The organism is Polyangium sorediatum (assembly GCF_029946465.1).
Classification (GTDB): Bacteria; Myxococcota_A; Polyangia; order Polyangiales; family Polyangiaceae; genus Polyangium; species Polyangium fumosum.
Genome location: NZ_JARZHI010000068.1, coordinates 1 through 23,155, shown reverse-complemented (window position 1 = coordinate 23,155; position 23,155 = coordinate 1). Strand labels below are relative to the sequence as shown.

The 23,155-nt window shown below is 70.8% G+C and carries 14 protein-coding genes; 5 read left to right on the top strand and 9 right to left on the bottom strand.

Features of this window, described 5'->3' with window-relative positions; all coding sequences use genetic code 11:
• Window positions 1-37 precede the first annotated feature (37 nt).
• The gene (locus QHF89_RS40650; RefSeq protein WP_136972474.1) at window positions 38-2,353 is read left to right on the top strand and encodes a heavy metal translocating P-type ATPase; all 2,316 of its coding nucleotides are present in this window, start codon (window positions 38-40) and stop codon (window positions 2,351-2,353) included.
• A gap of 50 nt (window positions 2,354-2,403) precedes the next feature.
• Window positions 2,404-3,021, top strand: coding sequence for an RNA polymerase sigma factor (locus QHF89_RS40645; protein WP_136972473.1), 618 nt, complete (start codon window positions 2,404-2,406; stop codon window positions 3,019-3,021).
• Window positions 3,022-3,032: 11 nt separating this feature from the next.
• Here QHF89_RS40645 and yedA read toward each other — a convergent pair whose 3' ends face one another.
• Window positions 3,033-4,217: a drug/metabolite exporter YedA gene (gene yedA, locus QHF89_RS40640; RefSeq protein WP_284721571.1), complete on the bottom strand. Its 1,185-nt coding sequence runs from the start codon at window positions 4,215-4,217 to the stop codon at window positions 3,033-3,035.
• 184 nt (window positions 4,218-4,401) lie between these two features.
• On the opposite strand from yedA, the gene QHF89_RS40635 reads away from it, so the two are divergent.
• Window positions 4,402-5,847 carry an aminotransferase-like domain-containing protein gene (locus QHF89_RS40635; protein WP_136972472.1) on the top strand — a complete coding sequence of 482 codons (1,446 nt, stop codon included), beginning with the start codon at window positions 4,402-4,404 and terminating at the stop codon, window positions 5,845-5,847.
• Window positions 5,848-6,312: 465 nt separating this feature from the next.
• On the opposite strand, the gene QHF89_RS40630 is transcribed toward QHF89_RS40635, so the two are convergent.
• Window positions 6,313-7,116 (bottom strand): hypothetical protein, encoded by an 804-nt coding sequence (locus QHF89_RS40630; RefSeq protein ID WP_136972471.1) that lies wholly within the window; start codon window positions 7,114-7,116, stop codon window positions 6,313-6,315.
• Window positions 7,117-7,141: 25 nt separating this feature from the next.
• Window positions 7,142-8,002, bottom strand: a complete 861-nt coding sequence (locus QHF89_RS40625) for a PD40 domain-containing protein (RefSeq protein ID WP_136972470.1) — start codon at window positions 8,000-8,002, stop codon at window positions 7,142-7,144.
• A 51-nt stretch (window positions 8,003-8,053) separates the two neighbouring features.
• Between QHF89_RS40625 and QHF89_RS40620 the strand changes: the two genes are divergently transcribed.
• A complete protein-coding gene (locus QHF89_RS40620; protein ID WP_136972469.1) occupies window positions 8,054-9,250 on the top strand; it encodes a cytochrome P450 in 1,197 nt (398 codons plus the stop codon).
• Here the strand turns inward: QHF89_RS40620 and QHF89_RS40615 are convergent, their stop codons facing one another.
• From QHF89_RS40615 to QHF89_RS40590, 6 genes are all read right to left on the bottom strand, one after another.
• Window positions 9,251-9,829 carry a hypothetical protein gene (locus tag QHF89_RS40615; RefSeq protein ID WP_136972468.1) on the bottom strand — a complete coding sequence of 193 codons (579 nt, stop codon included), beginning with the start codon at window positions 9,827-9,829 and terminating at the stop codon, window positions 9,251-9,253.
• Window positions 9,830-10,006: 177 nt separating this feature from the next.
• Window positions 10,007-10,810 (bottom strand): CPBP family intramembrane glutamic endopeptidase, encoded by an 804-nt coding sequence (locus tag QHF89_RS40610; protein ID WP_136972467.1) that lies wholly within the window; start codon window positions 10,808-10,810, stop codon window positions 10,007-10,009.
• Between the two features lie 140 nt (window positions 10,811-10,950).
• Complete coding sequence (locus QHF89_RS40605; protein WP_136972466.1) at window positions 10,951-13,026, bottom strand: S8 family serine peptidase; 2,076 nt, start codon at window positions 13,024-13,026, stop codon at window positions 10,951-10,953.
• Window positions 13,027-13,100: 74 nt separating this feature from the next.
• Window positions 13,101-16,016 carry a hypothetical protein gene (locus tag QHF89_RS40600; RefSeq protein WP_136972465.1) on the bottom strand — a complete coding sequence of 972 codons (2,916 nt, stop codon included), beginning with the start codon at window positions 16,014-16,016 and terminating at the stop codon, window positions 13,101-13,103.
• Between the two features lie 168 nt (window positions 16,017-16,184).
• The gene (locus tag QHF89_RS40595; RefSeq protein WP_136972464.1) at window positions 16,185-19,346 is read right to left on the bottom strand and encodes a CHAT domain-containing protein; all 3,162 of its coding nucleotides are present in this window, start codon (window positions 19,344-19,346) and stop codon (window positions 16,185-16,187) included.
• On the bottom strand, window positions 19,343-20,005 hold the full coding sequence (locus QHF89_RS40590; protein ID WP_136972463.1) for an RNA polymerase sigma factor: 663 nt from the start codon (window positions 20,003-20,005) through the stop codon (window positions 19,343-19,345). The genes QHF89_RS40595 and QHF89_RS40590 overlap by 4 nt, the downstream gene beginning before the upstream one ends.
• A 114-nt stretch (window positions 20,006-20,119) precedes the next feature.
• Between QHF89_RS40590 and QHF89_RS40585 the strand changes: the two genes are divergently transcribed.
• Window positions 20,120-23,155, top strand: a 3,036-nt coding sequence (locus tag QHF89_RS40585) for a hypothetical protein (protein WP_284721570.1), incomplete at its 3' end; no start/stop codon positions are given.

Below are 23,155 nucleotides of genomic sequence, written 5' to 3'. Positions count from 1 at the left end.
GCCGGAGCGCGTCTGCGCCGGTCGACAGCGAGGTTTCATGTCGACCGCATCCGCCCCCGCCCTCCTCCCCGAACCTTCCGCCGCCGCGGCCCACCGTATCGACCTGCCCGTCGAAGGCATGACCTGCGCCGCCTGCGTGCGGCGCATCGAGCGCGCCTTGCTCACGACCCACGGCGTCCACGAGGCCAAAGTCAACCTCGTCACGCGCACGGCCACGGTCACGTACGATCCCGCGGCCTCCGACCCCAACGCGCTCGTCACCGCCATCGAACGCGCGGGCTACACCGTCCCGCAACCCGCAGCCGCGCCGGCCACCTCCGCCGCCGCGCCGATCGAACGAACCCACGCCGCCGACGCGAGCCTCGACCACGAGCGCCGCGGGCTCCGGCGCGACTTCGCCCTTGCGCTTGGGCTCTCCGTCCCGCTGCTCGTCCTCGGCATGTCCCACGGCCGCATCCCCGGCGCGGACGGGCCCCTCGGGCGCTTCGTGCAGCTCGCCCTCGCGACCGCCGTGATCCTCGGCCCCGGCCGCCGCTTCTTCCGCCTCGCCTGGGCCGCGCTCCGGCATCACGCCGCCGACATGAACACGCTCGTGGGCCTCGGGACTGGCGCCGCGTGGGTCTACTCCGCGATCGCCGTCCTCGCGCCCAGCCTCTTCCCGCACGCCGCGCACGGCCAGCGCCCGCACGTCTATTTCGAGGCCGTCGGCGCCATCGTGAGCTTCGTCCTTCTCGGCAAGCTCCTCGAAACCCGCGCGAAAAAACGCCTCACCGACGCCGTACGCGGGCTCGTCGCGCTCCAGCCGAACACCACGCGGCGCCTGCGCGGCGACGTCGAGGAGGAGATCCCGCTTTCCCAGCTCGCGCCGGGCGACCTCGTGCGGGTTCGTCCCGGCGAACGCCTGCCGAGCGACGGCGACGTGGTCTCCGGCGCGTCGGCCGTCGACGAATCGATGCTCACCGGCGAGAGCCTGCCCGTCGACAAAACCGCAGGATCCGCTGTGTTCGGCGGCACGCTGAACCAGAGCGGACAGCTCACGGTGCGCATCACGAAGACCGGCGCGGAGACCACGCTCGCGCAGATCGCCGTGGCCGTCGAAGAAGCCCAGGGCTCGAAAGCGCCCATTGCGCGCCTCGCGGACACGGTCAGCGGGGTCTTCGTCCCGGTGGTGCTCGGCATCGCGACCGTCGCGTTTGCCGCGTGGCTCTTCGTCGACCCTTCCGCGACGGGCCTCGCCGCTGCGGTCGAGCGGTTCGTCGCGGTGCTCGTCATTGCTTGCCCCTGCGCGCTCGGCCTCGCCACGCCTGCGGCCGTCGCCGTGGGCACGGGCCGCGGCGCCGAGCTCGGCGTGCTCGTGAAGGGCGGCACCGCGCTCGAAGCGGCGAGCCGCGTGGACACGGTGATCCTCGACAAAACGGGAACGGTCACGGCCGGACGGCCCACGCTCTCGGCCGTGCAGCCCCTGCCGATCTTCAGCGACATCGAGCTCCTCCACCTCGTGGGATCCGCCGAGCTCGGGAGTGAGCATCCGGTCGCAAAAGCCCTCGTCGACGGGGCGCGCGCGCGAGGCCTCGCCCTCGTGGCCCCCGAGGACTTCCGCGCGGACGCGGGGCGCGGCGTGATCGCGCGTGTCGCGGGGCGCGAGGTTCGCATCGGCACCACGCGTTACCTCGCGGAGCACGGCATCGATGCCTCCCCCCTCGAAGAAGCTGCGGACGCGCTCGCGCAGGGCGGGAACACGCCTTCCTTCGTCGCCATCGAGGGCAAGCTCGCCGGCCTCGTCGCGGTCGCGGATCTGCCGACGGCGGAGGCGAAAGAAGCCGTCGCCGCCCTGCACGCGCTCGGCGTGCGTGTCGCCATGGCGACGGGCGATCGCGAGGCCACCGCGCGCGCCGTGGCGCGATCGCTCGGGATCGACGAGCTGCACGCGGACGTGCGGCCCGAGGACAAAGCACGAATCGTGTCCGAAGCGCGCGCAAGCGGGCGCGTCGTCGCGATGGTCGGCGACGGCATCAATGACGCTCCGGCGCTCGCCGGCGCCCACGTCGGCATCGCGGTCGCGAGCGGCACCGACATCGCGGTCGCCGCGGCCGACATCGCCCTGCTCCGCGGCGGAATCGCCTCTCTCCCCACCGCGCTCGGCCTCGCGCGCGCCACGCTGCGCACCATCCGCCGAAACCTCTTCTGGGCCTTCGCCTACAACGTGCTCGGCATCCCCATCGCCGCGGGCGCGCTCTATCCGCTGACTGGCTGGCTCCTCTCGCCGGTGCTGGCGAGCGCGGCCATGAGCCTGTCGAGCGTGTCCGTCCTCCTCAGCTCCTTGCGGCTGCGCGCGTACGGCGCGAACCAATGAGCAAACGCGCCACGTTGACAGAAGCGCCCACCGAGGGGACAAACGAGCCCATGGCCGATCCTCGCCCGACCTCGGAGACGACCGCCGCCTTGCCCATGGAGGGCGACGTCGCGCGTGTCCTCGTCGACAACCACCGGGAGTTTCTGGCGTTCCTCGAACGCCGCCTCGGGGACCGCGCCCTCGCCGAGGACATCCTGCAAGAGGCGTTCACGCGTGGGCTCCAGCGCCTCGACACGCTCCAGAAGGACGAATCCGCGATCGCCTGGTTCTACCGCCTCCTGCGCAACGCCGTCGTCGATCACCGCCGCCGCCAGGGCTCCGCGCGCCGCGCGCTCGACGCCTTCGCCTCCGAGGTCGAGGATCACGCCGAGCCGAACCAGGAGGTCCGCGGCGCGATCTGCCAATGCGTCACGCGCCTCGCGAAGACGCTCAAACCCGAATACCGCGCCGCGCTCGAGCGCATCGAGGTGGAGGGCGTCGCGGTGAAGGACTTCGCCGACGAGCAGGGCATCACGCCCTCGAACGCGGCCGTGCGCGTCTTCCGCGCGCGCGAGGCGTTACGGAAGCAGGTCGCCATCTCCTGCGGGACCTGCGCCGAGCACGGCTGCGTCGATTGCACGTGTGATCCCGAGGCGCACGCGCACAGCGGCTGCGCCCCGAAGGCCTGACGCTTTGCGGATCACGACCTCGACGGCCGCGCCCGCGCGACCGACACGATCACGACGCCCGCGATCACGATGATCGCCGCGAGCCACGTCGTCGCCGAGGCCGCCTCGCCGCCGAGCCAGATCCCGAGCGCGATGGCGACGAGCGGATTCACGTACGCATAACTCGTCGCAATGGCCGGCCGCGTGTTCCGGATGAGGTAGCCGTACGCGGAGAACCCCACGATCGAGCCGAACACCGTCAGATACGCGAGCGCCGCGAGCGAGCGGGCCGAGGGCGCGACCGGAAACGACTCACCAAGAACCGGCGCGAGGGAGAGCATGATCACGCCGCCCGCGATCATCTGCGCGGCCGAGGCCATGAGGCCCTTCGGCAGGTCCATCGATCGGCTGAAGAGCGAGCCGAGCGCCCAGGCGAACGGCGACAGCATCATCAGCAAGAGCCCGCCCGTCGAGCCGCCCATCGCGCCGCCGAGGTGCAAGAGCGCGGCGCCCGTGAAGCCGACCAGGAGGCCCGTCCATTCTCCGGCCGAAGGCGCGGCGGACGAGCCTTCGCGGCCCCTCCGGCGCTGCACGAACGCCGCGGCGCTGCCGAGCACGGCGACCCAGAGCGGCATCGTCGTCACGACGACCGCGGCCACGCCCGAGCTCACCCACCCCCGCTGCTGCCCGATCGCGAGAAACCCATTGCCACAGGCGAGCAAGAGCGCGCCCACGAGCGCGGCCCCGGCCCATTGCCTCCGCGTCGGCGCGGCCTCGCCGCGCAGCCGCAGCGCCCCGTACAGAATGCCTCCCGCCAGCACGAACCGCGTGCCGCCCATGTAAAACGGCGGCAGCGTCTCCAGCGCGATGTGCATCCCGAGGTACGTCGAGCCCCAGATGACGTAGAGGGAAAAGAGCGAGACCAAGACGAGCCATTGCTGCCGCAAGGCCGCGAGGACCCGCCGAAGCTTCCCGGAGACACCTTCTCTCGACACCGTGATGTGCGCCCGCGAAAGGGCCTCGACCACCACGAGCCCTTGATCGGCGCCACGGTAGCAGCCGCCCGCCGAGAGCACCACGTCGTCCGGATCACCCTCGCGCGTGAGCCAGACCGAGCCGCTCGTACACGCGAGGGCGAACGGCCCCCGGAGCTTCTGCGCCCACAACGCACCTTTGGCAAGATCGAGCTCGACAGGGTGCGGCGTCAAGGGAGCCACGCCCGCGCGAAACCTTGGCACGGTCATCATACCCCAAGCTTGACCCCGGACCGGCAGCCGGCACAGATGCAGTTGCTCGGCATGTGCGACCGGTACAGTCGAACGAAACCCGTGCTGTGCTGGTCGACGCCCGCGGCAACTGTACCGGTGCGCGGGAGGCCCACGCGCGGTATCCTCGGCCCTCGTGCAGCAAGAAACCGTCGCCGCCGGGCAGGGGCTTCTTTACGAGCGCGTCGCCGCGCACATCGAGGAGCTGATCGAGCGGGGCACGCTCCGCCCCGGTGATCGGATCCCCTCGGTGCGGCGGCTCGCGCGCCAGCAGGGCGTCAGCATCGCGACGGTCCTGCAGGCCTACCTCGAGCTCGAGAATCGTGGGGTCATCGAGGCGCGGCCCCAGTCGGGACATTACGTGCGGGCGCGCCGCGCGCCGCTCCCGCCCGAGCCCCGCGCGGCGCGCGCGTGCACGACCACGAGCCGCCCGAGCATCGGAACCCTCGTCGCGAGGCTCTACGGCGCCGGCCGAGATCCGAGCATCGTGCCGCTCGGCGCGGGGTTCCTCGATCCCGAGCTCTTGCCGACCGAGCGGCTGAACCGCTCCTTGAGCCTCATCGCCCGGAGCGCGGGCGGCGCGGGCGTGGCCTACGACCTGCCGCCCGGCCTCGTCGCGCTGCGCCGGCAAATCGCGCGTCGGTCCATCGAATGGGGCTGCGCGCTCTCGACGGACGACATCGTCACCACCGTCGGCGCGGCCGAGGCGCTCCACCTCTGCCTGCGCGCAGCCACGCGGCCGGGCGACACGGTGGCCGTCGAATCGCCCGCGTATTATGGCCTCTTGCGCCTCCTCGCCAGCCTCAACATGCGGGTCATCGAGATCCCCTCGCACCCGCGCACGGGCCTCGATCTCTCCGCGCTCGCGGAGGCGATGGGGCGCCACCGCATTCGCGCCGTGATGGCGATCCCGAACTTCAACAACCCGCTCGGCTCCTTGATGCCGGACGAGGCGAAGGAGGAGCTCGTGGAGATGCTCGGACGGCGGGAAATCCCGCTCATCGAGGACGACATCTACGGCGACCTCCATTTCGGCGACGAGCGCCCGCGGCCGGCCAAGGCCTTCGACAAACGTGGCCTCGTGATGCTCTGCTCCTCGTTCTCGAAGACGGTGGCGCCGGGGTATCGTGTCGGCTGGGCCGCGCCGGGCATCTTCCGCGAGGAGGTCGAGCACCTCAAGTTCGCGCAGAGCGTGGCCACCGCGACCTTGCCGCAAATGGCCGTCGCGGATTTCCTCGACAATGGCGGCTACGACCATCACCTGCGCGCGCTGCGGCGCAAGCTCGCGGCGCAGGTCGAGCGGGTGAGCGAGGCCGTGGCCGAGCATTTCCCGCCCGGAACGCGCATTTCGCGGCCTGCGGGAGGATTCCTTTTGTGGGTGGAGCTGCCGCCGGGCACGAGCGCGCTCCTGCTCTTCGAGCGCGCGCTCGCGCGTGGCATTGCCATTGCGCCGGGGCCGCTCTTCTCGGCGAAGCAGCGCTTCACGGGGTACATCCGCTTGTCGTGCGGGCACCCGTGGTCGGAGCTCTTCGATCACGCGATTCGTACGCTCGGGAAGCTCTGCGCGGAGTGCGCGGGGTAGGTCCCCCCGCCTCCCGGAGCCATCGTCGGGTCCGAGAGGGGATTCCCCAGGATCGGTGACACGCCCGGCGTGTGTCCGCGGGGGCCTGGTCGCACGGCAGCTCCCTCCGACGCCCATGGGGCCCGCATCCCTCGGCCCGACGCTCGGGCTTCCCCCGCTCCACGACCGCGCTCCCCCTGCCCCACCAGACGATCCCCCCCGGGGGATCCCGCCGGGGAGCAGGGGAATGTACGATCGGACACGGGGGATCACGTTCCGGAGCAGGGGGATCACTTCCGGGAGCAGGGGGATCACTTCCGGGAGCAGGGGGAATGTGAAGTCGGATACGGGGATCGACGTTCCGGAGGGGGGGAATCACCTCGGGGAGCGGGGGAGTGCCCCGCGAGCTCGCGAACGAAGGGCTCGGCATGCCACTCGGCAGCCCCGCCGAGGTGGCGACGAGCGGAGATGATGAAGGCCCTCGGCTCACGGGCGCACGCGCACGCCCTGCCCCGTCGCAATGCCCATGAGCACCGCCGCATGTGTGTCGGAGATCCCGAGCAGCGAAAGGATCTCGAGCGCCCCTGTCCAGGCCGGGGCGCCGGGCGCGTCCACGGCGAGCCCTCCTTGCGCGCCCACGAAAAACGTCGTGGTGAACGGCACCGGCTCCCTGTGGCTCGTCGTATGCATATCGGGCCCGAGCCCGAGCGAGATTTTTTGGTCCATGATGTTTTCCCCCTGCCGCAGAGGGACCGACAGGGCCACGACGGGCCCGCCGTACGGGCTCACGAGCCAGGGCGCGCTCCCCGCTTCCCCGCCGACCTCGAACGAATGGCCGAAGAGCGGCGCACCGTCGAGCGTCAGCGCGACCGTCCCCTTGTTCGTGCCCGCGATCCCCGCGCCTGCCTTCAGCGCGAACCAATCGAGCTCGCCCGGATTGAACCGTCCCCACGTCCGCGCCGCATAAAGAAAGCGCGGATGACCGTGCCGGGGGAGGAAGCCCGACCCGGAATCGTCGCCGTCGTCATCCAGATTGAGCGCGCCCGAGAGCCCGCCGCCCACGGTCGCCCATTCGTTGACCTGGGATTCCACCCGCAGCTCGGCCCCGACCCCGGCATCGAGCCAGATCCCCGCGCCGAGCCCCACGACGAGCATGACCCGCGTGTCGCCCGGCTCGTTCGGCGCGACCCTCGCGAGGTTCGGCATGAGCGGCGGAGGGGAGATGACGTTGCAGCTCAAAGAAAATGCGGAGAGCGCGGCGCCAAGAAGGAGGCTGTGGTTCCGGGACATCACCCACCCTTCTATCATGACGGGCTCACTTCTTGTGGAAATCGAGCCGCCGTGGGGGACGGCAGAAGGCCCCGGTCTGGGCCCCCGGGCCCTCGGGGGGATCGTCGGTGAAGGCCGAAGCTTCGAGCGGGCGCACGGTACGCCCGGCGCGATCGACGATCTCGTAATATTCCGTGGGGCCGGGGCTACGCCACCCCTCGGCGTAGAGGTGGCCTCGATGAGGCCCGGTGCGAATGGCGACGACGCAATCGGTCCCTCCCGCGATGGCCTTCACCACAGGCGTTTTTTCCCGCAGGTCGACGCCGCAGACGCTCGTGTGGGTATACCGGGGGATCTCGTAGCCCCGCGCGTCGATCAACACCAGATCGTCGAACGCGAAGACCGGGGACCACAAGCTCAGGCACGTGCCGTTTTTCGCGATCTCACGGGTTTGCCCGGTCGCGAGGTCGTGGAGCAGAATACGATTGTCGGTGAGCTGCATGCCTTCCTCGTCGACCGGCGCAATCCCCTCGGCCCGCACGAAGACGACCCGCTTGCCATCCGGGGAGAGCGCGGGCGACTTGTCTTTCCCCGAATCAGTGAGCTTGCGCGTCGCTCCATCCTCCGCGCAATAATAGATATGGCCCTCGTGGGCCTCCACGCCGGGGCGCGCCTCGGCCCCCGCGCACGGCGGCGCGGCCGCTGCGGCGACGGAAGCGCTCGGCGCGGCCGCGGCGGAAGCTTCGGGGGGCGACGCGGACGCAGCCGGGGTCGCCTCCAACTTCGCGGAAGGCGCGGGATCCTTGCTCTCCCCGCGTGAACAGCCGGACGCGACCAGGGCCACCGCTATCATGAACGCGGCCTGTGGTTTGCCTTTCTGCCGGGTCGCGGTAGGGAGCACGGGCATGGCGGCGAAAACGCGCCGGAGCGCGTCGACCTTCCCCCTTGGAGTTCCTTCATGACCTCTCGATACAACGTGCTCTCGCCGGAGTTCAGAACCAACCCCTACCCGATTTATGCGGACATGCGCCGCGACGCGCCCGTCTGCCAGGTGGACCCGGGTGGCATGTGGGCCGTCACGCGGCACGACGACGTCCTCTTCGTCCTCAAGCATCCCGAGCTCTTTTCGTCGCGCGGCTTTGGCCTGGCGGTGAACCCGCCGTGGCTCGGCGGCAATCCGTTCGCCGATTCGATGATCACCCTGGATCCGCCCCAGCACGGGCGGCTCCGCGCGCTCGTCTCGAAGGCCTTCGGCACCTTTGCCATGGCGCGGGTGGAGCCACGCGTGCGGGCCTTTGCCGAACAAGCCGTCGCCGAGCTGCCGCTCGGACAACCGATCGACATCATGCCGCCTTATGCCCTGCGAATCCCGGCCTTCGTCATCGGCGACCTGATGGGGCTCTCCCCCTCGCTGCACGCGCGCCTCAAGCGATGGGCGGACCTCATCACCGGCGGCGTCACCACGGTGCGTCCGGACGAACACGATCGGAAGCAGCTCGCCCGCGACGCCGTGGCCGACCTGCGGCGTTATTTCGGTGAGCTTCTGGAAGAACGCCGGCGCGCGCCTGCCGAGGATCTCGTGAGTGACCTGCTCACGGCCAAGGTCGACGGCGAGGCGCTGACCGAGGACGAGCTGATTGCCTTCATGACCCTGCTCCTCGTGGGCGGCATCGAGACCGCGGTGAACATGCTCGGCACCTCGCTCGTCATCCTCCTCGAACGGCCGGAGTTATGGGAAAAACTTCGCGCGGATCGGTCGCTCCTCCCTGCCTTCATCGACGAGGTGCTGCGCTACGAGCCGCCGCTCCACGCGGTGCCCCGCACGACGACCGCGGAGGTCGAGCTCGGCGGCGTGAAACTACCCAAAGGCGCGCCGCTGCTCGTGATGGTCGGCTCGGCCAACCACGACGAATCCCAATTCCCCGACGCGGGCCAGTTCCACCTGGAGCGGCCCGGCGCGAAAAACCTGCCCTTCGGCCACGGCGTGCACTTCTGCCTCGGCGCGCAGCTCGCGCGCCTGGAGGGGCGCCTCGCGCTGGAAGCGCTTTTCGATCACGCACGCCGCATCTCACCCGGGCCCGAGCCGATGGCCTGGCACCGCACGCTTCTGGTGCGGGGCCCGAGCTCGCTCCCGATCGTCTTGCATTCCTCCTGATCAGGGCTCTTCGCCTTCGGATTCGGCGCCTGCGTCCGTATTCGCCTCTTCGCTCTTGGCCCCGTCGGGCTTTCGGAAGAAGGACTCGACCCACGACTTGGAGAACTTCTTCTTGGTCGCGATCTTGAGCAGCTCCGCGTAGGTCGTCATCCGCAGGGCGTTGATGCCTTCTTTCCATTCGTCGGTCTCGTTCGTGACGAGTTGCCGATTTCCTTTGGCCTTGGCGCGAACGTCGAGCGCATCGAGCGCGGCTTCGCTGCCCGTGCCGAGGGGGGCCGCGAAGGGGATGAGCTCGTGATGGGGGTTGAGCTTCTTGACCTCGACGAGCAGCACGTCGCGCGTCTTCTCGCATTGCGAGCGCAGCCCCTTGCGCACGAATTGCCCCGGCGCCGCGCCGCCGAAGAACTTCCCGAGCAGCTCCGGCGCGAATGCGCGCACGGCGGCCCCGAAGCGCTTCGTGGACGAATCGAGCCGCTCGTCGCGGACCGCGACCACCGCCTCGGCCCGGGTCACACCCCGGCGCGCCGCGCGCTCCTGCGCGAAGAGGCCCTCCCACTCCCCGGAACATGGCGTGACCACGGAAGGCTCACGGCTCGACTTGGTGCGCGCGGCGGCGGCGCGGGGGAGGATCGGGGCGTGCCTTCTGTGGGGTGGACGCGGAGCGGGCGAGAGACGGGGTCACCTGGCCGCTTTTGGTCGCGGAGCGGAGGTGGATCACGGCCGAGGCGATGATGCTCGCCCTTGGAATGGGCAACGTCAGGCTGCTTTCGCTACCAGGGGAGCCAGTACGTGCAACACGATGTCGGCGCTGAAGTGGGCGAGGATCGCCATCTCCAGCCCGCGCTTCCAGTACAGCCAGCCGAACGCCAGTCCGGCGATGGAGTTGAGCAGCACGGTGCGTACGACGACCACCGCATCGAGCCCCCAGACATGGTCCGCGGCGGGCAGGTGGCCCACGCCGAACAGCAGCGCGGCCATGGCGATCGCGATCCCGTAGACGCGCGGCGACGGCCTGGCCTTGCGCAGCACCGCGACCAGCCACACCATCAGCGTCATCAGGAACAGGCGCAGTTGCAGCTCCTCGGCGATGCCGCCGTAGAACGAAGCGAGGAAACCGTTCAACGCCGATTCTCCGGCACCCGATTTCGCCGGCGGGTGCAGCATCGGCGGCAGAAACGGATCGATCCCCGCGGACAGGGCGACGACCCCAAGCGCGGCGGCAACGCCGAGCAGGATCGCCTGCAGAGGCCGCGGCGCGATGACCAGCGGCTCGCGGTTGATCCAGCGTTGCAGCAGCGGCGCGCCGAGGCCGACGCGACGGCCCATGCGCAGGCCGGCCAGCGACGTCAGGCCCATCAGGACCAGCGCCTGCAGCGACTGCGCGACGACCAACACCGGGAGCGGCACCGGCAGCTTCGCGAACTTGTCCGGCATGAGCTGCACCAGGTACGGGATCAGCGCGGCCACGGCCAGCGCCGACACCACGCCGAGCAGCACAGCGATCTTCAGGTCGGGCTTCCACGGGGCGGTGGAAACGGGCAGAGGGGTCGTGGCGGCCATTCTTGCGCCTTCTTGAACACCCGCATCGCCGACGCTCTCGGCGCGGGGCCTCGTCGACGCGTAGCATGCTTGCCGTGCGGCGGGCAACCGGGCGGGCCTCCGTGCAGCTTGCGGCTGGCTGGGGATTCTCCTCGGATGCGTCAGAGCCCGGTCACCGCGATTTGCTGAACGACGGAGACGGGGCTCCCGCTCTGCGTCGTCGCCGTCCCCGAGAGCCAGACGCTGCGCGCGTTGGCCACGGAAAACCCGGTCTGCGGCGTGATCGTGATCCGCAGGGCATCATTGCGCTGCGCCGTGGCCGCCACGCGCGCCGAGCGAACGATACCCTGGCGATCGACGATCACGAGCGTGAGGTCGGTCATCGTGACGCCGGGCCTCGCATAAAGGATCACGTTGTTCGGGCCATCGACGGCCAGCACGCAGGCCGGGCACGCAGGCCAGTTCGGCTGCGGGAACGTCCACGGCGAGGCGGCGACCGTCGGGTGGCCGGCGCTCGGAATGGGCAATGTGTCCGGGAACGACGCCTGCGAGACGATCGCCGCATTGAACTCGCCCGCGAGCGTGGCCAAGAGCGTGGACGCCAGGGCCGGATTGGGCAACGGATCGTTCTGCGCTCCCACGGGCGCGGCATCGTCGCAAGGCACGCCAAGCGCGCGACATAAGGAGAGGCGGTGCACGGCGCACGCGCTCGTCCCGACGCACGTATCCGGATCCGCGCGGATGTTCGAGCCATTCTGCTGGAGCACCACGCCCGATTGATAAATCGCGTCGAGGATCTCGGGCGCGGTGGCCGCGGGGTTGTACGCCCACCTGCCCGCGGCGATCGCGCTGGCGACCGCCGTCGCGACGGACGTGCCCGTCAAGAGCGGCGGCGCCGTGGGGGGTTGCCCGTTCGTATTGGGCGTGACCGCGGCGTTCGACGACATATCCCAGCCGGCCGCGAGCAGGCCGAGGGCCGCGAGGCGCGGGCGCGCGAGCGGGCGCGACGGGACGAGGGGGGCGTCGTTGTAATCGACGCCGCCGACGGCATACACGACGCGATCGTAGGCCTGCGCGGACGCGGGCCTGCGCGGGAAGCTCGGCCATCGCTCGGCCCACGCCGCGATGAACTTGGTGCCGACGAGCGCGTTGCACGTCGTGGTGTCGGGCGTCGTGATCACCTCCCAGCGCGCAGGACACACGAGGCCACTCGCCGGCTTGGGGCCGCCGGTGTCGTTGCCGGCGGCCGCGAGGAGGAGCGCGCCGTGGCACGCGGCATACCGCATCGCATCGAGCACGGCGCGCGCGGGCGGCGCGAGCGAATCAGGGTTCTGGGCGAGCTGAGCGGGCGCGCAATTGTTCCGCTCCGGATCGTCCTCCCATCCCACGCTCAAATTGAGGACGAGCCGCGGATCCCCCTGCCCTGCGGCGACCTCGGTCCGCCAGGAGAGCACGCTCCGCTCGATGGCCTGCGCGAGATCTCCCTCCGTGCCGAAAAACCCGCCCTGCGCCGGCGAGGTGACCAGGGGATTCGCGAGGTCCGCGCGGGGCAAACCGAGCGCCGTCGTGACGTGGGCCGCGCAAGGGGCCGCCTCGGTGTTTGGACACGCGACATCACGGGCGACGTGCGCCACCGTATCGCCGTGCCGGCTCTGGCCGACGGCAATGCCTCCGGAGAGCGCGTCGGGCGACGTGTCGACGGCGACGACCCGCGCCGGGCGCGGGAGCGTGGGATCCATGGCGGACGGCGCCAGCGAATCGACGCCGCCGGCCCGTCGGGTGAGCGATTTGCGCGCCCAGCCCGCGGCGTCCTCCTCGAAGCCGAGCGGCGCCGTGTCGATGCAGTCCTCGCCGAGCTCCGCGCCCGCCGCGACGACCGTCTGGAGGTGATTGATCTCGTCATCCCCCGGTCCATTCGCGCCGTACGGCAAGCATTGCGTCGCGCCGGGGTTCACGCGCGCGCCGGTCCACTCGTAGACGCAATACCGCGCGAGCGCGGGCGGAGGGCCGCCCACGGGCCCCTTGAAGAGCTTCTCCTCCGCCCAGATGCCGAGGGAATCGGCGGGACAAGGGGCGCTGGGGTTGCCGATGGAGATCCAGCGCTGGCCGGTGCAGCCGGCGTCATCCTCCGCGGGAGGACACGGCGTGGGCGTCGGGACGCAGGCGAATCCGGGGGCGAGCACGGCGCCGAGGACGACCAGAGAAAGCCCGAAGCGGGACGACAGGAAGCGGGACACGAGACCTCCACGGTGAGCGATCGTGAGACTTTACGCCGCTCACCGTGGAGATTGGACAGAGAATCCGCGTGGCCTCACGCGCGGCGGCGTCGCGCGAGCCCGCCGAGGGCCGCGAGGCCGAGAAGGAGGCCCACGACGGAGCCTCGCTCACCCCCCGCCGCGCTGACGGAGCAGCTCTCGGCGGCGGCGAGCTCCTTCTTCGGCGAGGGCAGCTCGCCGGGGAACTCCTTTTTGCAAGGCTGGGGCACCTTGAAGCAAACCTCGTCCGCGCAGCACTCGTTCATCTCTTCGTCGTGAATCCCCACGGTGAGGCAAAGCTCCTCGCCGGGCGTCGCGCCCGTGAACGAGAGCCCACCCACGTGCGCGAGGCCCCCCGGAGGCGTGGCCGGGACGTCCACGTATTGCGGCGAAACCGTCACGCCGCTCGGCGGGAAGAGGAAGACGTGCTCGATCGTGTCGAGCGTGCGGTTCTCGAAGTTGAACGAGGCCTCGAACGTCCCGCCCGGCGCGCCCTGGATGCAGGAGGTCTTTTGCCCCTCGACGGAGAAGCAGCACGCCGGCACCTCGAAGCAGACCTCCTTCGAGCAGCATTCATTTTGCGAGGGGTTCGACATCCCCAGGTTGAGGCAAACCCCGGCGCCGGGATTGACGCCGGAGACCGTCACCGTGACCTTCGTCGACGCCCCGGGCTGGAGCGGATCGGCCAGCGTGACGACGTTCGGGTACACGTGCGGATCGGGCAGGAGCACGTAGGTGATGGGCTCGTCGAGCTCGTTCTTGATCTCGAGCGTCAGCGAATATCCACCCCCGCCGCCCTCGCAGGCGAGCGGCTTCACGTCCACGGTGGCGCACGTCTCACCGGAAGACGGCGGCGGCTCGCAGGAGCCCTCGCAATCGACGCCGTCGTTCGGATCCTCCCACGTCGTCTGCGTCGTGACCGAGGTGGTTTGTCCGCCCGCGCTCGCGAAGACCTGGATCGTGTTGCCGCAGGCGGCGAGGCTCACGGGCGCGCTGAATTGCGGATCGGCGCCGCAGTTCGAGGCGCAAATGTCGATGTCGGGCCCGCCGTTGACCGTGTACCAGATGCGATCGACGGGGACGCCGCTGCTCGCCACGGCGCCCACGATATCGGGCGTGGCCGAGGCCGCGCAGAGCGGGAGCTCGGCCGAGACGCTGAGGCCCGGCGACACCGTGACGCGTTGCCCGCAGCCGAGCTTGAGCTCGGTTGACGCGAAGGTCGCGTTGCTGACCGCGCCCGAGGCCGACTGGACGCTCGATCCAGGCTGGATCGTGTAGGAGCCCTGGGGCAACGCCAGGACGACCGAGCCATTCTGCGAGGCATTCCCGACGGTCTTCGGCCACCCCTGGAACGTGCCCTGGACCGTGTACGAGGTGGCCGTCCCTTGCCAGTCCGTGCCGTTGAAGGACCCGTTCACCATCGCGTACGGATCAAAGAGGAGCCCACTCGCGATGGAGTAAGGGAGCTCGACCTCGTTGAAGCAGTACGCGTGGTCGATGGCCACGGCGTCGCCGGGCGAAAGGAGGTGGTTCGTGTTGTCCCGCTGGATCGTGAGGTTGCCCTCCCGCTGCTGGGAGGGCGCGAAGAAGTCGAGCGTCAGCCCCGACTGGTTCCAGAGCGTGGGGATATCGTAGGCATTGACGACGAGCTGCTCGTACCCGGATGCGAGCGCGCCGGTCATCGGATCGAACTGGCCTTCGAACGAGGTGATGCTCTGGCCGCTGAACGTATCCACGTCCCTCGCCCTGAGGGTCGTTCCCCAAGGATACTGGCTCAACCAGGGAGCATCCGCGGAGAACCGGAGGGCCGAGAGCGAGCTGTAGGCGCCGTTCGCGACCACGTAGGGATCCACGAGGAGGATTTTCCCGTGGAATCGCGCGGGCTTCATGACGAACGGATACCGGAGCTGCCCGCCGATGTTCTTCTGGAGGTCGCTACTCACCCCCGCCAGGACGTCGACCGAGCCGCCGGGGGTGCCCGAACCGAGCCGCGTCGTGGTGAGCTCCGTGGCCAGGCGGCCCGTGCGCACGAGGCCCCTGCCATAGGCCTGATAACTTCCAGGGACCATGTTCGGCAGCGTCCACCACGTCCCTGGCGAGGCGAGAGGCATCTCGGGCGGCGTGAAGTTCCCATACCGCTGATTGTTCGCAGGGCCGCTGTACGCGTGGATCAGGGTCTTGTCTTGCTCGACTTCCCCGAGCACGTCGAACGGGCCCGTCAGCGAGCCGAGCGCGCCGCCGCCGTCGATGAGTTGGGACATGTCGATGCAGATGTCCTGGACCTCGTCACACGCCGGATGCAAATCCAGCGGGATCTGAAACGTGATGGTGTTCTGCGTCGGATCGTTCCCCGTCGTGATTGACAGGTTCCGCGTCTCGCTCGTGCCGCCGAGCTGCAAGATGTAATGCTCGGCGGTGCTCTGGAAGCTGCTATAGCTGTAGCTCGTCTGGATCGAGCCCGAGCCGATGGTGAAGGGCGTATCGCACTGCGGATCGAGCCCCCAGCGGACGCGCACGAGGCCGATGCAGTCCGCGATGTCCGCGGTGGTCCCGCCGGGCTGCTGCGCCAGGGGCTGGAGCACGACGCCCGTCGTGGGCTGGAACCAGTACACGCCCGACGCGCTGTACCCGGCGGCCGCATAAAGATTGCCGCTCGCGCCCAGGCTGTACGTGACGCCGCCCGGCCCCCCAGCGCCCGATTCCGCGGAGAGCTCGAAGCTGCGCGAGAGCGGCGTGCCGAGGAGCGCGTTCGTGTTGCTGGAATAACCGCCGGGCGACGAGCTCCCAGCGCTCACCTGGGCCGACGTCATCCCGAGCTGCTGGAGCAGCGCGACGACGCTGGGGTTCGTATTGGAGAACCGCGCTTGGCCTTTGATGACGTTGGGCTCCAGCACGACGTCCGCGAAGGCCGTCGTGCAAGGCAATACGATGGATACACCGATGATCGTGGACAGAACCGTCCTCTTCGACATGCGCGCCATGTCTCACCTCTCGAAAAAAGCCCGAGCGCCCCCCGAGAGCGCGCCACGGCCATGCGGCGCGCACGCGGGACCTACCTCGCGGCGTGTTCGGCGGGGCTTACGCCTTCGGATCCGGAGATTGGACAGAGGTGGAGAAAAAAATCTCGCGGGCGCCTTGGCTCACTCCCCGAGCAGGCGCAGGGCGGTCCAGTCGGCCTCGGGCGACGCCTTCCGGAGAGCAAGGGTCACGGCGCGCAGGGCGTGGGCCGGGTCGCGCTCGATAGGCTCTGCATAAAGGAGGCGCGTCGCCTGCTCGGCGAGCGCGTCGCCCATCGGGCGGGGCGTCGCGACGGCCGCGCGGGCGCCCTTCAAGAGGAACGCTTGCGCGAGGCCGAGCCCCCCGGCGCTCGCGTCGACCTCCGCGGCGCGCGCGGTATCACACCCCGCGAGCACCACAACCGCGGGGACACGGGCCAGGGCCATCACGTCGGCCACCGAAAAACGACCCCGGCGGGCGAGGCGGAGCGAGGCTTCGAGCCCGTCCGGACCCTCGAACGTGGCATGCCCCGCATAATGCAAGAGCCGCACGGAGGGCAGCTCCAGCGCGTCCCGCACGGCCTCGTGCGTCGCGGCCTCGCCGAGCAGCGAGACGACACGCAAGCCCCGGGCTTCGAGCGCCGCGACGACCGCCCCCGCGCTCCCGCGCGCGCCGGGCAGATCCTCGGTCGGATCGGCGATCACCACGGCCGTCGTACCTTCGGGCGCCCCGGGCCGCGGCGCGAGGTCCATCGAATACACGACCTCCGCGCGCTCGATCAGCGGCGCTCCATCGAGCGGGAGCGCGTGCCAATCCGTGGACAAAAGCTCCCCCGGTACCACCAGACGCACGCGACGCACGTTCGCGAGGGCGCCTCGAAAAGGCGCGAGCCACGCCTCGGCGCGCGCGGCCGGCGCGCTCGAAGGCTCCAGCGCTCCGAGCCGCCGGGCCTCGACCTTCCGCCCGCCCTCCGTCACGACGAACCCCGCGAGGCCCTCGTGCGCCGGGTGCACCACGAAAAGCGCCTCCTCCGCGGCCGGAACGGACAAGGGCGGCGCCGCATCTCGCGCCTCGCCCGCGCCGAGCGCCGCGAGCCCCCGATCGAGCGCGCCCCGCAACGCCGCCCGCTCCGGTTCGAGCCCCCCTGCGCCCGGACCACGCGCCGCGGCCTTCTCCTCCAGCACCGCGCGCTCGTGCCGGTACGCCGCCACCGCCTCGTCCCAGCGCCTTCGCGCCTCCGCGGGGAGCGCGCCCACGCGGTTCACCCAATGAAATGCCTGGACGAATCCCGCGAGCGACCGCCGCGCCGCCTCCATCGCCTCCCGCGCGGCCCGCGCGTCGCCCCGCTCCGCCTCGCGCAACAAGAACTCCACCCAGAGCCGCGCCCCGCGCTGCCGCGCCGAGAGAAACGACCCCCGCCCCTCCCCGAGCGGCACGCCCCGCCCCCACGCCGCGAGCGCCGCCTCGGCCTCCCCGAACGCCACGCGCGCCTCCCCGCGTTTTCCGAGCGCCGCGAGCGCCTCCGCCCGGCCGAGCGCGCCCTCGAAGACGAGCTCGGGCAAGAGCAGCCGCTCCCCCTCGGCCCGCAGCGCCTCGTGCGCCGCGAGCGCGTCGTTGGGTTTTCCCTCGGACAGGAGCAGCCGCGCCTCGATCATCCGTTGCCATCCGCCGAGCTCGGCCCAGCCGCCCGCGCGTTTTGCTTCCTCCAAACGCGCCCGCGCCTCCTTGCCGCGCCCCCTCTCATGCTCGACGAGCGCGAGATTCACGAGCACGTTCCCGAGCCCCGCCGGGCAGCCCTCGCGCGTGATCATGAGCGCCTCGTCGAGCCCCCGTTTGGCTTCGTCGAGCCCGCGCCCCGAGCGCGCGGAGGCCCGGAGCGCGATCCACCCGGCATTGCTCGCGAGCTGCGCGCGCCGGCACGCGTCCGCCGAGGGCCCCGCGAGCGCCCGCGCCTGCGCGAGCCGCGACGCCGCCTCCTCGTGCCGCCCGAGCACGGCGAGCACCTCGGCCTCCTGCTCCAGCACCGCGCTTCGATACGCGTCGAGCCCGAGCCGCTCGGCCCCCGCCGCCGCGGCCGAGAACGAGGCCAGCGCGGCGCGCAGATCCCCCGTCTCGATGCCAAGCAGGCCCTTGTAATACGCCGCCTTGGGCTCGCCCTCGGGGCACGCCGAAAGGAGCGGCCCGAGCCCATCGAGCAAGGCCCGCGCCTCGCCGAACGCGCGCTTGTCCAGCAGGAGCCCGTACGAAAGCGCGAACGTATCGTCGAGCTCGTCCGCGAGCCGCCCCGCCGCGTGATCCTGCGTGATGGCCTCGCGAAAAAGCGCGGCCGCTTCGTCGAACCGCCCGCGCGTGGCCATGACGATGCGGGCTTTTTGCCGGATCGCGGCCCGCCTCGTGTCCGGCGCCCCCTGCGCGAGCACGCCCTCCACGAGCGACGAGGCCCGATCGAGCTCGCCGCGCTTCCGCGCCGCCTCCGCCTGCACCAGGGCGTCCGGGAGAACCTCCGCCGGGGCGGAGGCGCACTGGGAAACGCGATTCTTCGGCGCGCCCTCGTTCTCCCCGCCCCCGCCGAGCGCCCCGCGCGGCCGCGAGAGCGTGATCCGCAGCCGATGCGTCGACAACGCGGCGAGGGTTTCGCCGGACGCCGCCGCCTTGGCGAGCATCGCCTCGTCCGGGAGCGCCTCGGGGCGGCCCACGAGCAAAACGACGTCCCACGCGCCTTCGGGTACGTCCCCGAAGAGCGCCGCCGCGGTCCCCTCGATCCGCACGACGCCGCCCGCCCCGACGACCATGGGCGGCTCCCACGCCTTCGCGGCGCCCTCCCGCACGAGAAACCCGCGCACCGCGATCGCCCCCGCCACGGGTGATCCGGGCCGGAGCGCGAGCGAGAGCCGCGAGGCCGGATCCAGCCGGATCACCGCGTCTTCCGGCGGCCTGTCCCCCCGCTCGGCCTGGTTGCCGCCCTCGACGGAGAGCGTGTACGCCGCGATCGGGGCCGGCGCGTCCCGGCGCAGGAGGACGAAGAGCGCGAGCGCCCCGAGCGCCGCGGCGAGCAGCGCCCCGACGAGCCCAAACCTCCGGCGCGCGCCGGCCTTCGTGGGCCTCTCGATCGGGACGACCGGCGCCGGGCGGGCTTCTTCCGGTTCCGGCGCGCCCTTTGCGTCGAGCGTGGCGAACACGGCGTCGGCGAGCGCGCTTCGTTCGGCCTTGTCGAGCGGGCGCAAAAGCTCGGCGAGCTCTTTCTCTTCGCGCTCACGCGCGCGCCGGGCGAGGTCCTCGATCCGCGGATCCTGCTCTTCGTTCACAGCCCCTCCTCCCGGGTCCTCGGCGCCCCGCGCACGGGCGGACGCGAGCTCGCGGCCTCGTCCTCGAGGATCCGCCGCACGCGCTCCCGGAGCCGCTGGCGTTGCTTGTAGACCGCCTCCCGGCTCTTGCCCGTGACCACGCACATCTCCTCGATGGAACGCTCGTCCACGAAGAACGCGAAAAACCCCTCCCGCTCCTCGTCGTCGAGCTCGGCTTCGAGCCTGCGCAGCGCCTCGCGCGAGACGATCGTCGTCTCGTGGCTCTGCTCGCCGCGGGGCAACGCCAGTTCGAGGGCCTCCTGCTCGGTCGCGATTTCGGTGAAGGGGCTCCGCACGCGGCTGCGCAGGATCGAGCGGACGTGGTTCTCCGCGATGGTCCCGACGAACGCGCCGAGCGGGCCCGCGGCCGGATCCCAGCGCGCGAGCAGGTGATGGCCGAAGACGTGCACGAAGACCTGCTGGCAGAGATCCATCATCTCGGTGCGCAGATCTCCCTTCGCGCTCAGGCGCCGGACGAGGACACGGGCGACGCGGGCCTGGACGACCGGCGCGAGCACGTCCTCGATGAGCGCGCGTTGGGCCGCACGATTGCCGCTGAGCGCGCCTCGTACGAGCGCCTCGATCTCCGACGAACCGTGCGCGCCGCTGCTCTCCGACACGAAACTTCCTGGTGCTTCCCGGTCTGCCGCTCATACCACCCGGTCCGCCCGGGGAGCAAGCGCGGGCGTAGAGCGGCTTCCCGCGCCCGCCTGCTCCGTGGTAATCGATGTGGGATGATGCCCAAGGATTTCCCACGCCTCCGTTTTCTCGCCGATCGCGTGAGCCTGCTCCTCTCGGCGGCCCTGCTCGCCGCGTGCGCGCGCGGCGAGAGCCCGGCGCCGGCCGAGGGCCACGCGCTCGGGGGCGCGGCGTCCGGGGCGAAGGTGTCACCCGCGTTTGATCTCGACGCGAGCGTCCGCGCGTCCCGCGCGAGGTTCCGGGCGGAGAACGGCAAGTTCGTCGGCGCGGGGTCCGCACACCAGATCGCGGCGACGGCTGAAGGGTTCGAGATCGTGCCGATCGCGCCGGCCGCGTCGCCGCGCACGTCGCCGCGGGCCGGCGCGCCGCTGCGCGTGAAGACGGCGCGGGTCACGCGGGGCGGGACCGAGCTTGGGCGCGGGGCGGGCGCGGGGCGCGTCGAGGCGGATGGGCACCTCGTCGTTTCGCGCGGGGACGTCGACGAGCACCTCGAAAATCGGGACGGCGGCGTCGAGCTCTCGTATTCGTTCGCGCGCGCGCCCGAAGGCGCGGGGGATCTCGTGATCGCGCTCGACGTCGGGGGCGAGGCGTTCATCGGCGAGACCCACGACGGTCACCATTTCATCGACGCGGCCACGGGGATCGGCGTGCGATTCGGCCGGGCGACGTGGATTGACGCGACGGGGAAAAAGACACGCGTGGACGTACGCGGCGAGCAGGGGCGCGTGGTGATGCGCGTGCCGGCGCGCGTGCTCGCGGCGTCGGCGTATCCGGCGGTGCTGGATCCGCTCCTCACGCCGGAGTTCGGGATCGATACGCCGATCGCGGGCCTGCCGGCGGGGCGGCGTCGGTTCCGGCCGGCGGTCGCGTCGAACGGCAGCCATTACCTCGTCGCCTGGGAGGAGGATCGTTATCTCGATCCGATCCAGGACAAGCGCATCTATGCGGCGCGTATCGCCGCCGACGGCACCGTGCTCGACACGACGGGGTTTCCCGTCGTCGAAGGCTCGAACCCGATCAAGCCCGCGCTCGCGAGCGACGGGAACGGCTTTTTCTTGACGTACCAGACGGGCAGCCCGTTCATGATCTCGAGCACGGGCGTCTACGGCCAGCGCCTCGACGCGAACGGCAAGCCCGTGGGCGCGCCGGTCACGCTCTCGACGTCGACGACGATCCAGCAGAAGACGCGGGTCGCTTATGACGGCGTGAATTACCTCGTCGCGTGGATCGACAATTCCACGGGCCTGTACGGACGCGTCTCGCCGGCCGGGCAGGCTCTCGATCCGGGCGGGATCGTGGTGGGGCCGGGCTACCGGCTCGACGTCGCGTCGAACGGCGCGGGGGCGCTCCTCCTGCGCGAGACGGGCGGGTCCGGGTATGCACACCGCGTCGACGCCCAGGGCGCGCTCGTGGATGCGGCGGGCATCGAAATCATGACGCCTTCGCCGATCCTCGACACGTGGGATCCGGTGCCGGTGTGGACCGGGCAGAATTACTTCATCGCGTACGGCCAATACGACGATGACACGTACGAGACGACGATCAAGGGGACGCGCTTCGACGCGCAGCAGGGCGAGGTGCTGGATCCCGATGGCATCGCCATTGGCGATCCGGTCTACGACTTGACGGAGATCGACGTGACGACGGACGGCACGAACGCCGTCGTGACATGGTGCAATTACTGGACGGATTACGTCGCGTACCCGCTGCGCCGCGCGCGCGTGTCCCCGCAGGGTGTGGTGCTCGATCCGGGCGGCGTGACGTACACGGACCTGGGCGCGAGGGGGCAAGGCGCCTCGAATGGATCGCAGGCGCTCGTCGTGTGGCAAAATGCGTATTTCGATGGCTTTTTCCCCGGCGGGTATTCGATCCAGGCGCGGCGCTTCGACGCGACCGGCGCGGCGCTCGACGCGGCGCCGATCCTGGTCTCGGGGGGCGTGAACGATCAGCGGTCGCCGTCGGCGGCCTTCGACGGGCAAAACTTCGTCGTCGCGTGGTCCGACGCGCGTGACTTCCTGCTGGAGCAGGGCACGAACCTGTATGCCGCGCGTGTCACTCCGGCGGGCGTCTCCCTCGATCCGAACGGGATCTTCGTGGAGGACGGAGGGGGCGACGTGGCGCACACGAGCGTCGCGTTCGACGGGACGAGCACGATCCTCGGCTTCTCGAATTGCATCAATGGTTATGACTCTTCCACCTGCGCGAGCTTCGTGAACCGGATGGATACGCATGGCGTCGTGATCGATCCGCCGTCGATCGAGCTGCCGAATTTCTCCGACCTGAGCGCGCGTGTGGCGCTCTCCGTCGGCGCGGGCCGGACGCTCGCCGTGGGCTCCGCATACGACACGGACCTCGGGGACGACGTGCTCGCCTCGTTGACGATGGACGCGGGGGGACAGCTCTCCCCCGGCGGTGTCGTCTCGCTGGAGGCGACGTCCTCGGCCCTGAGCGCGTCGTTCGACGGGACGAACCACCTCGTCGCGTGGGAGCCGTCGAACGGCTCGGCGGTGCGCGTGGCGCGCGTCGATGGGATGGGCGCGCCCTTGGCTCCGTCGCCGCTCACGCTCGCGGGCCCGGGCAGCTTCGGGGGTGTCTCGACGGTGTTCGACGGAACGAATCATGTGGTGTTCTGGATCGACAAGGCGGCGCAGAAGCTCGTCGGGGCGCGGGTGAGCCCGGCCGGCGCGCTCGTGGACGCGGCGCCGATCGAGCTCGCGAGCCACGCCGGCTGCGCCTACCTCGCGCTGGAGGAGCGCGGCGTGGTGAGGGAGGGCGACCGGTTCATCGTCGCCTACCGGGCTTGTGGCCCCACGATGACCGACGAGGCGGCCCTCGTGCTGGACGGCCATCTCGCGGTCGTCACGAGCTTGCCGATCACGGCGGACGACAAGCCGAAAGGCCCGCCGTCGCTCGCGTCGACGAACGACGGGAAGGTGCTGGTCACGTATTCGACGTTTTTCGTGGAGGCGCCGTTCGGCACGGCGCGGGTTCAGGCGCGGGTGATCGATTTTACGGAGAACACGGGCGGCGGCGGCGCGGGTGGGGCCGGGGGAATGGGTGGGGCGGGAGGC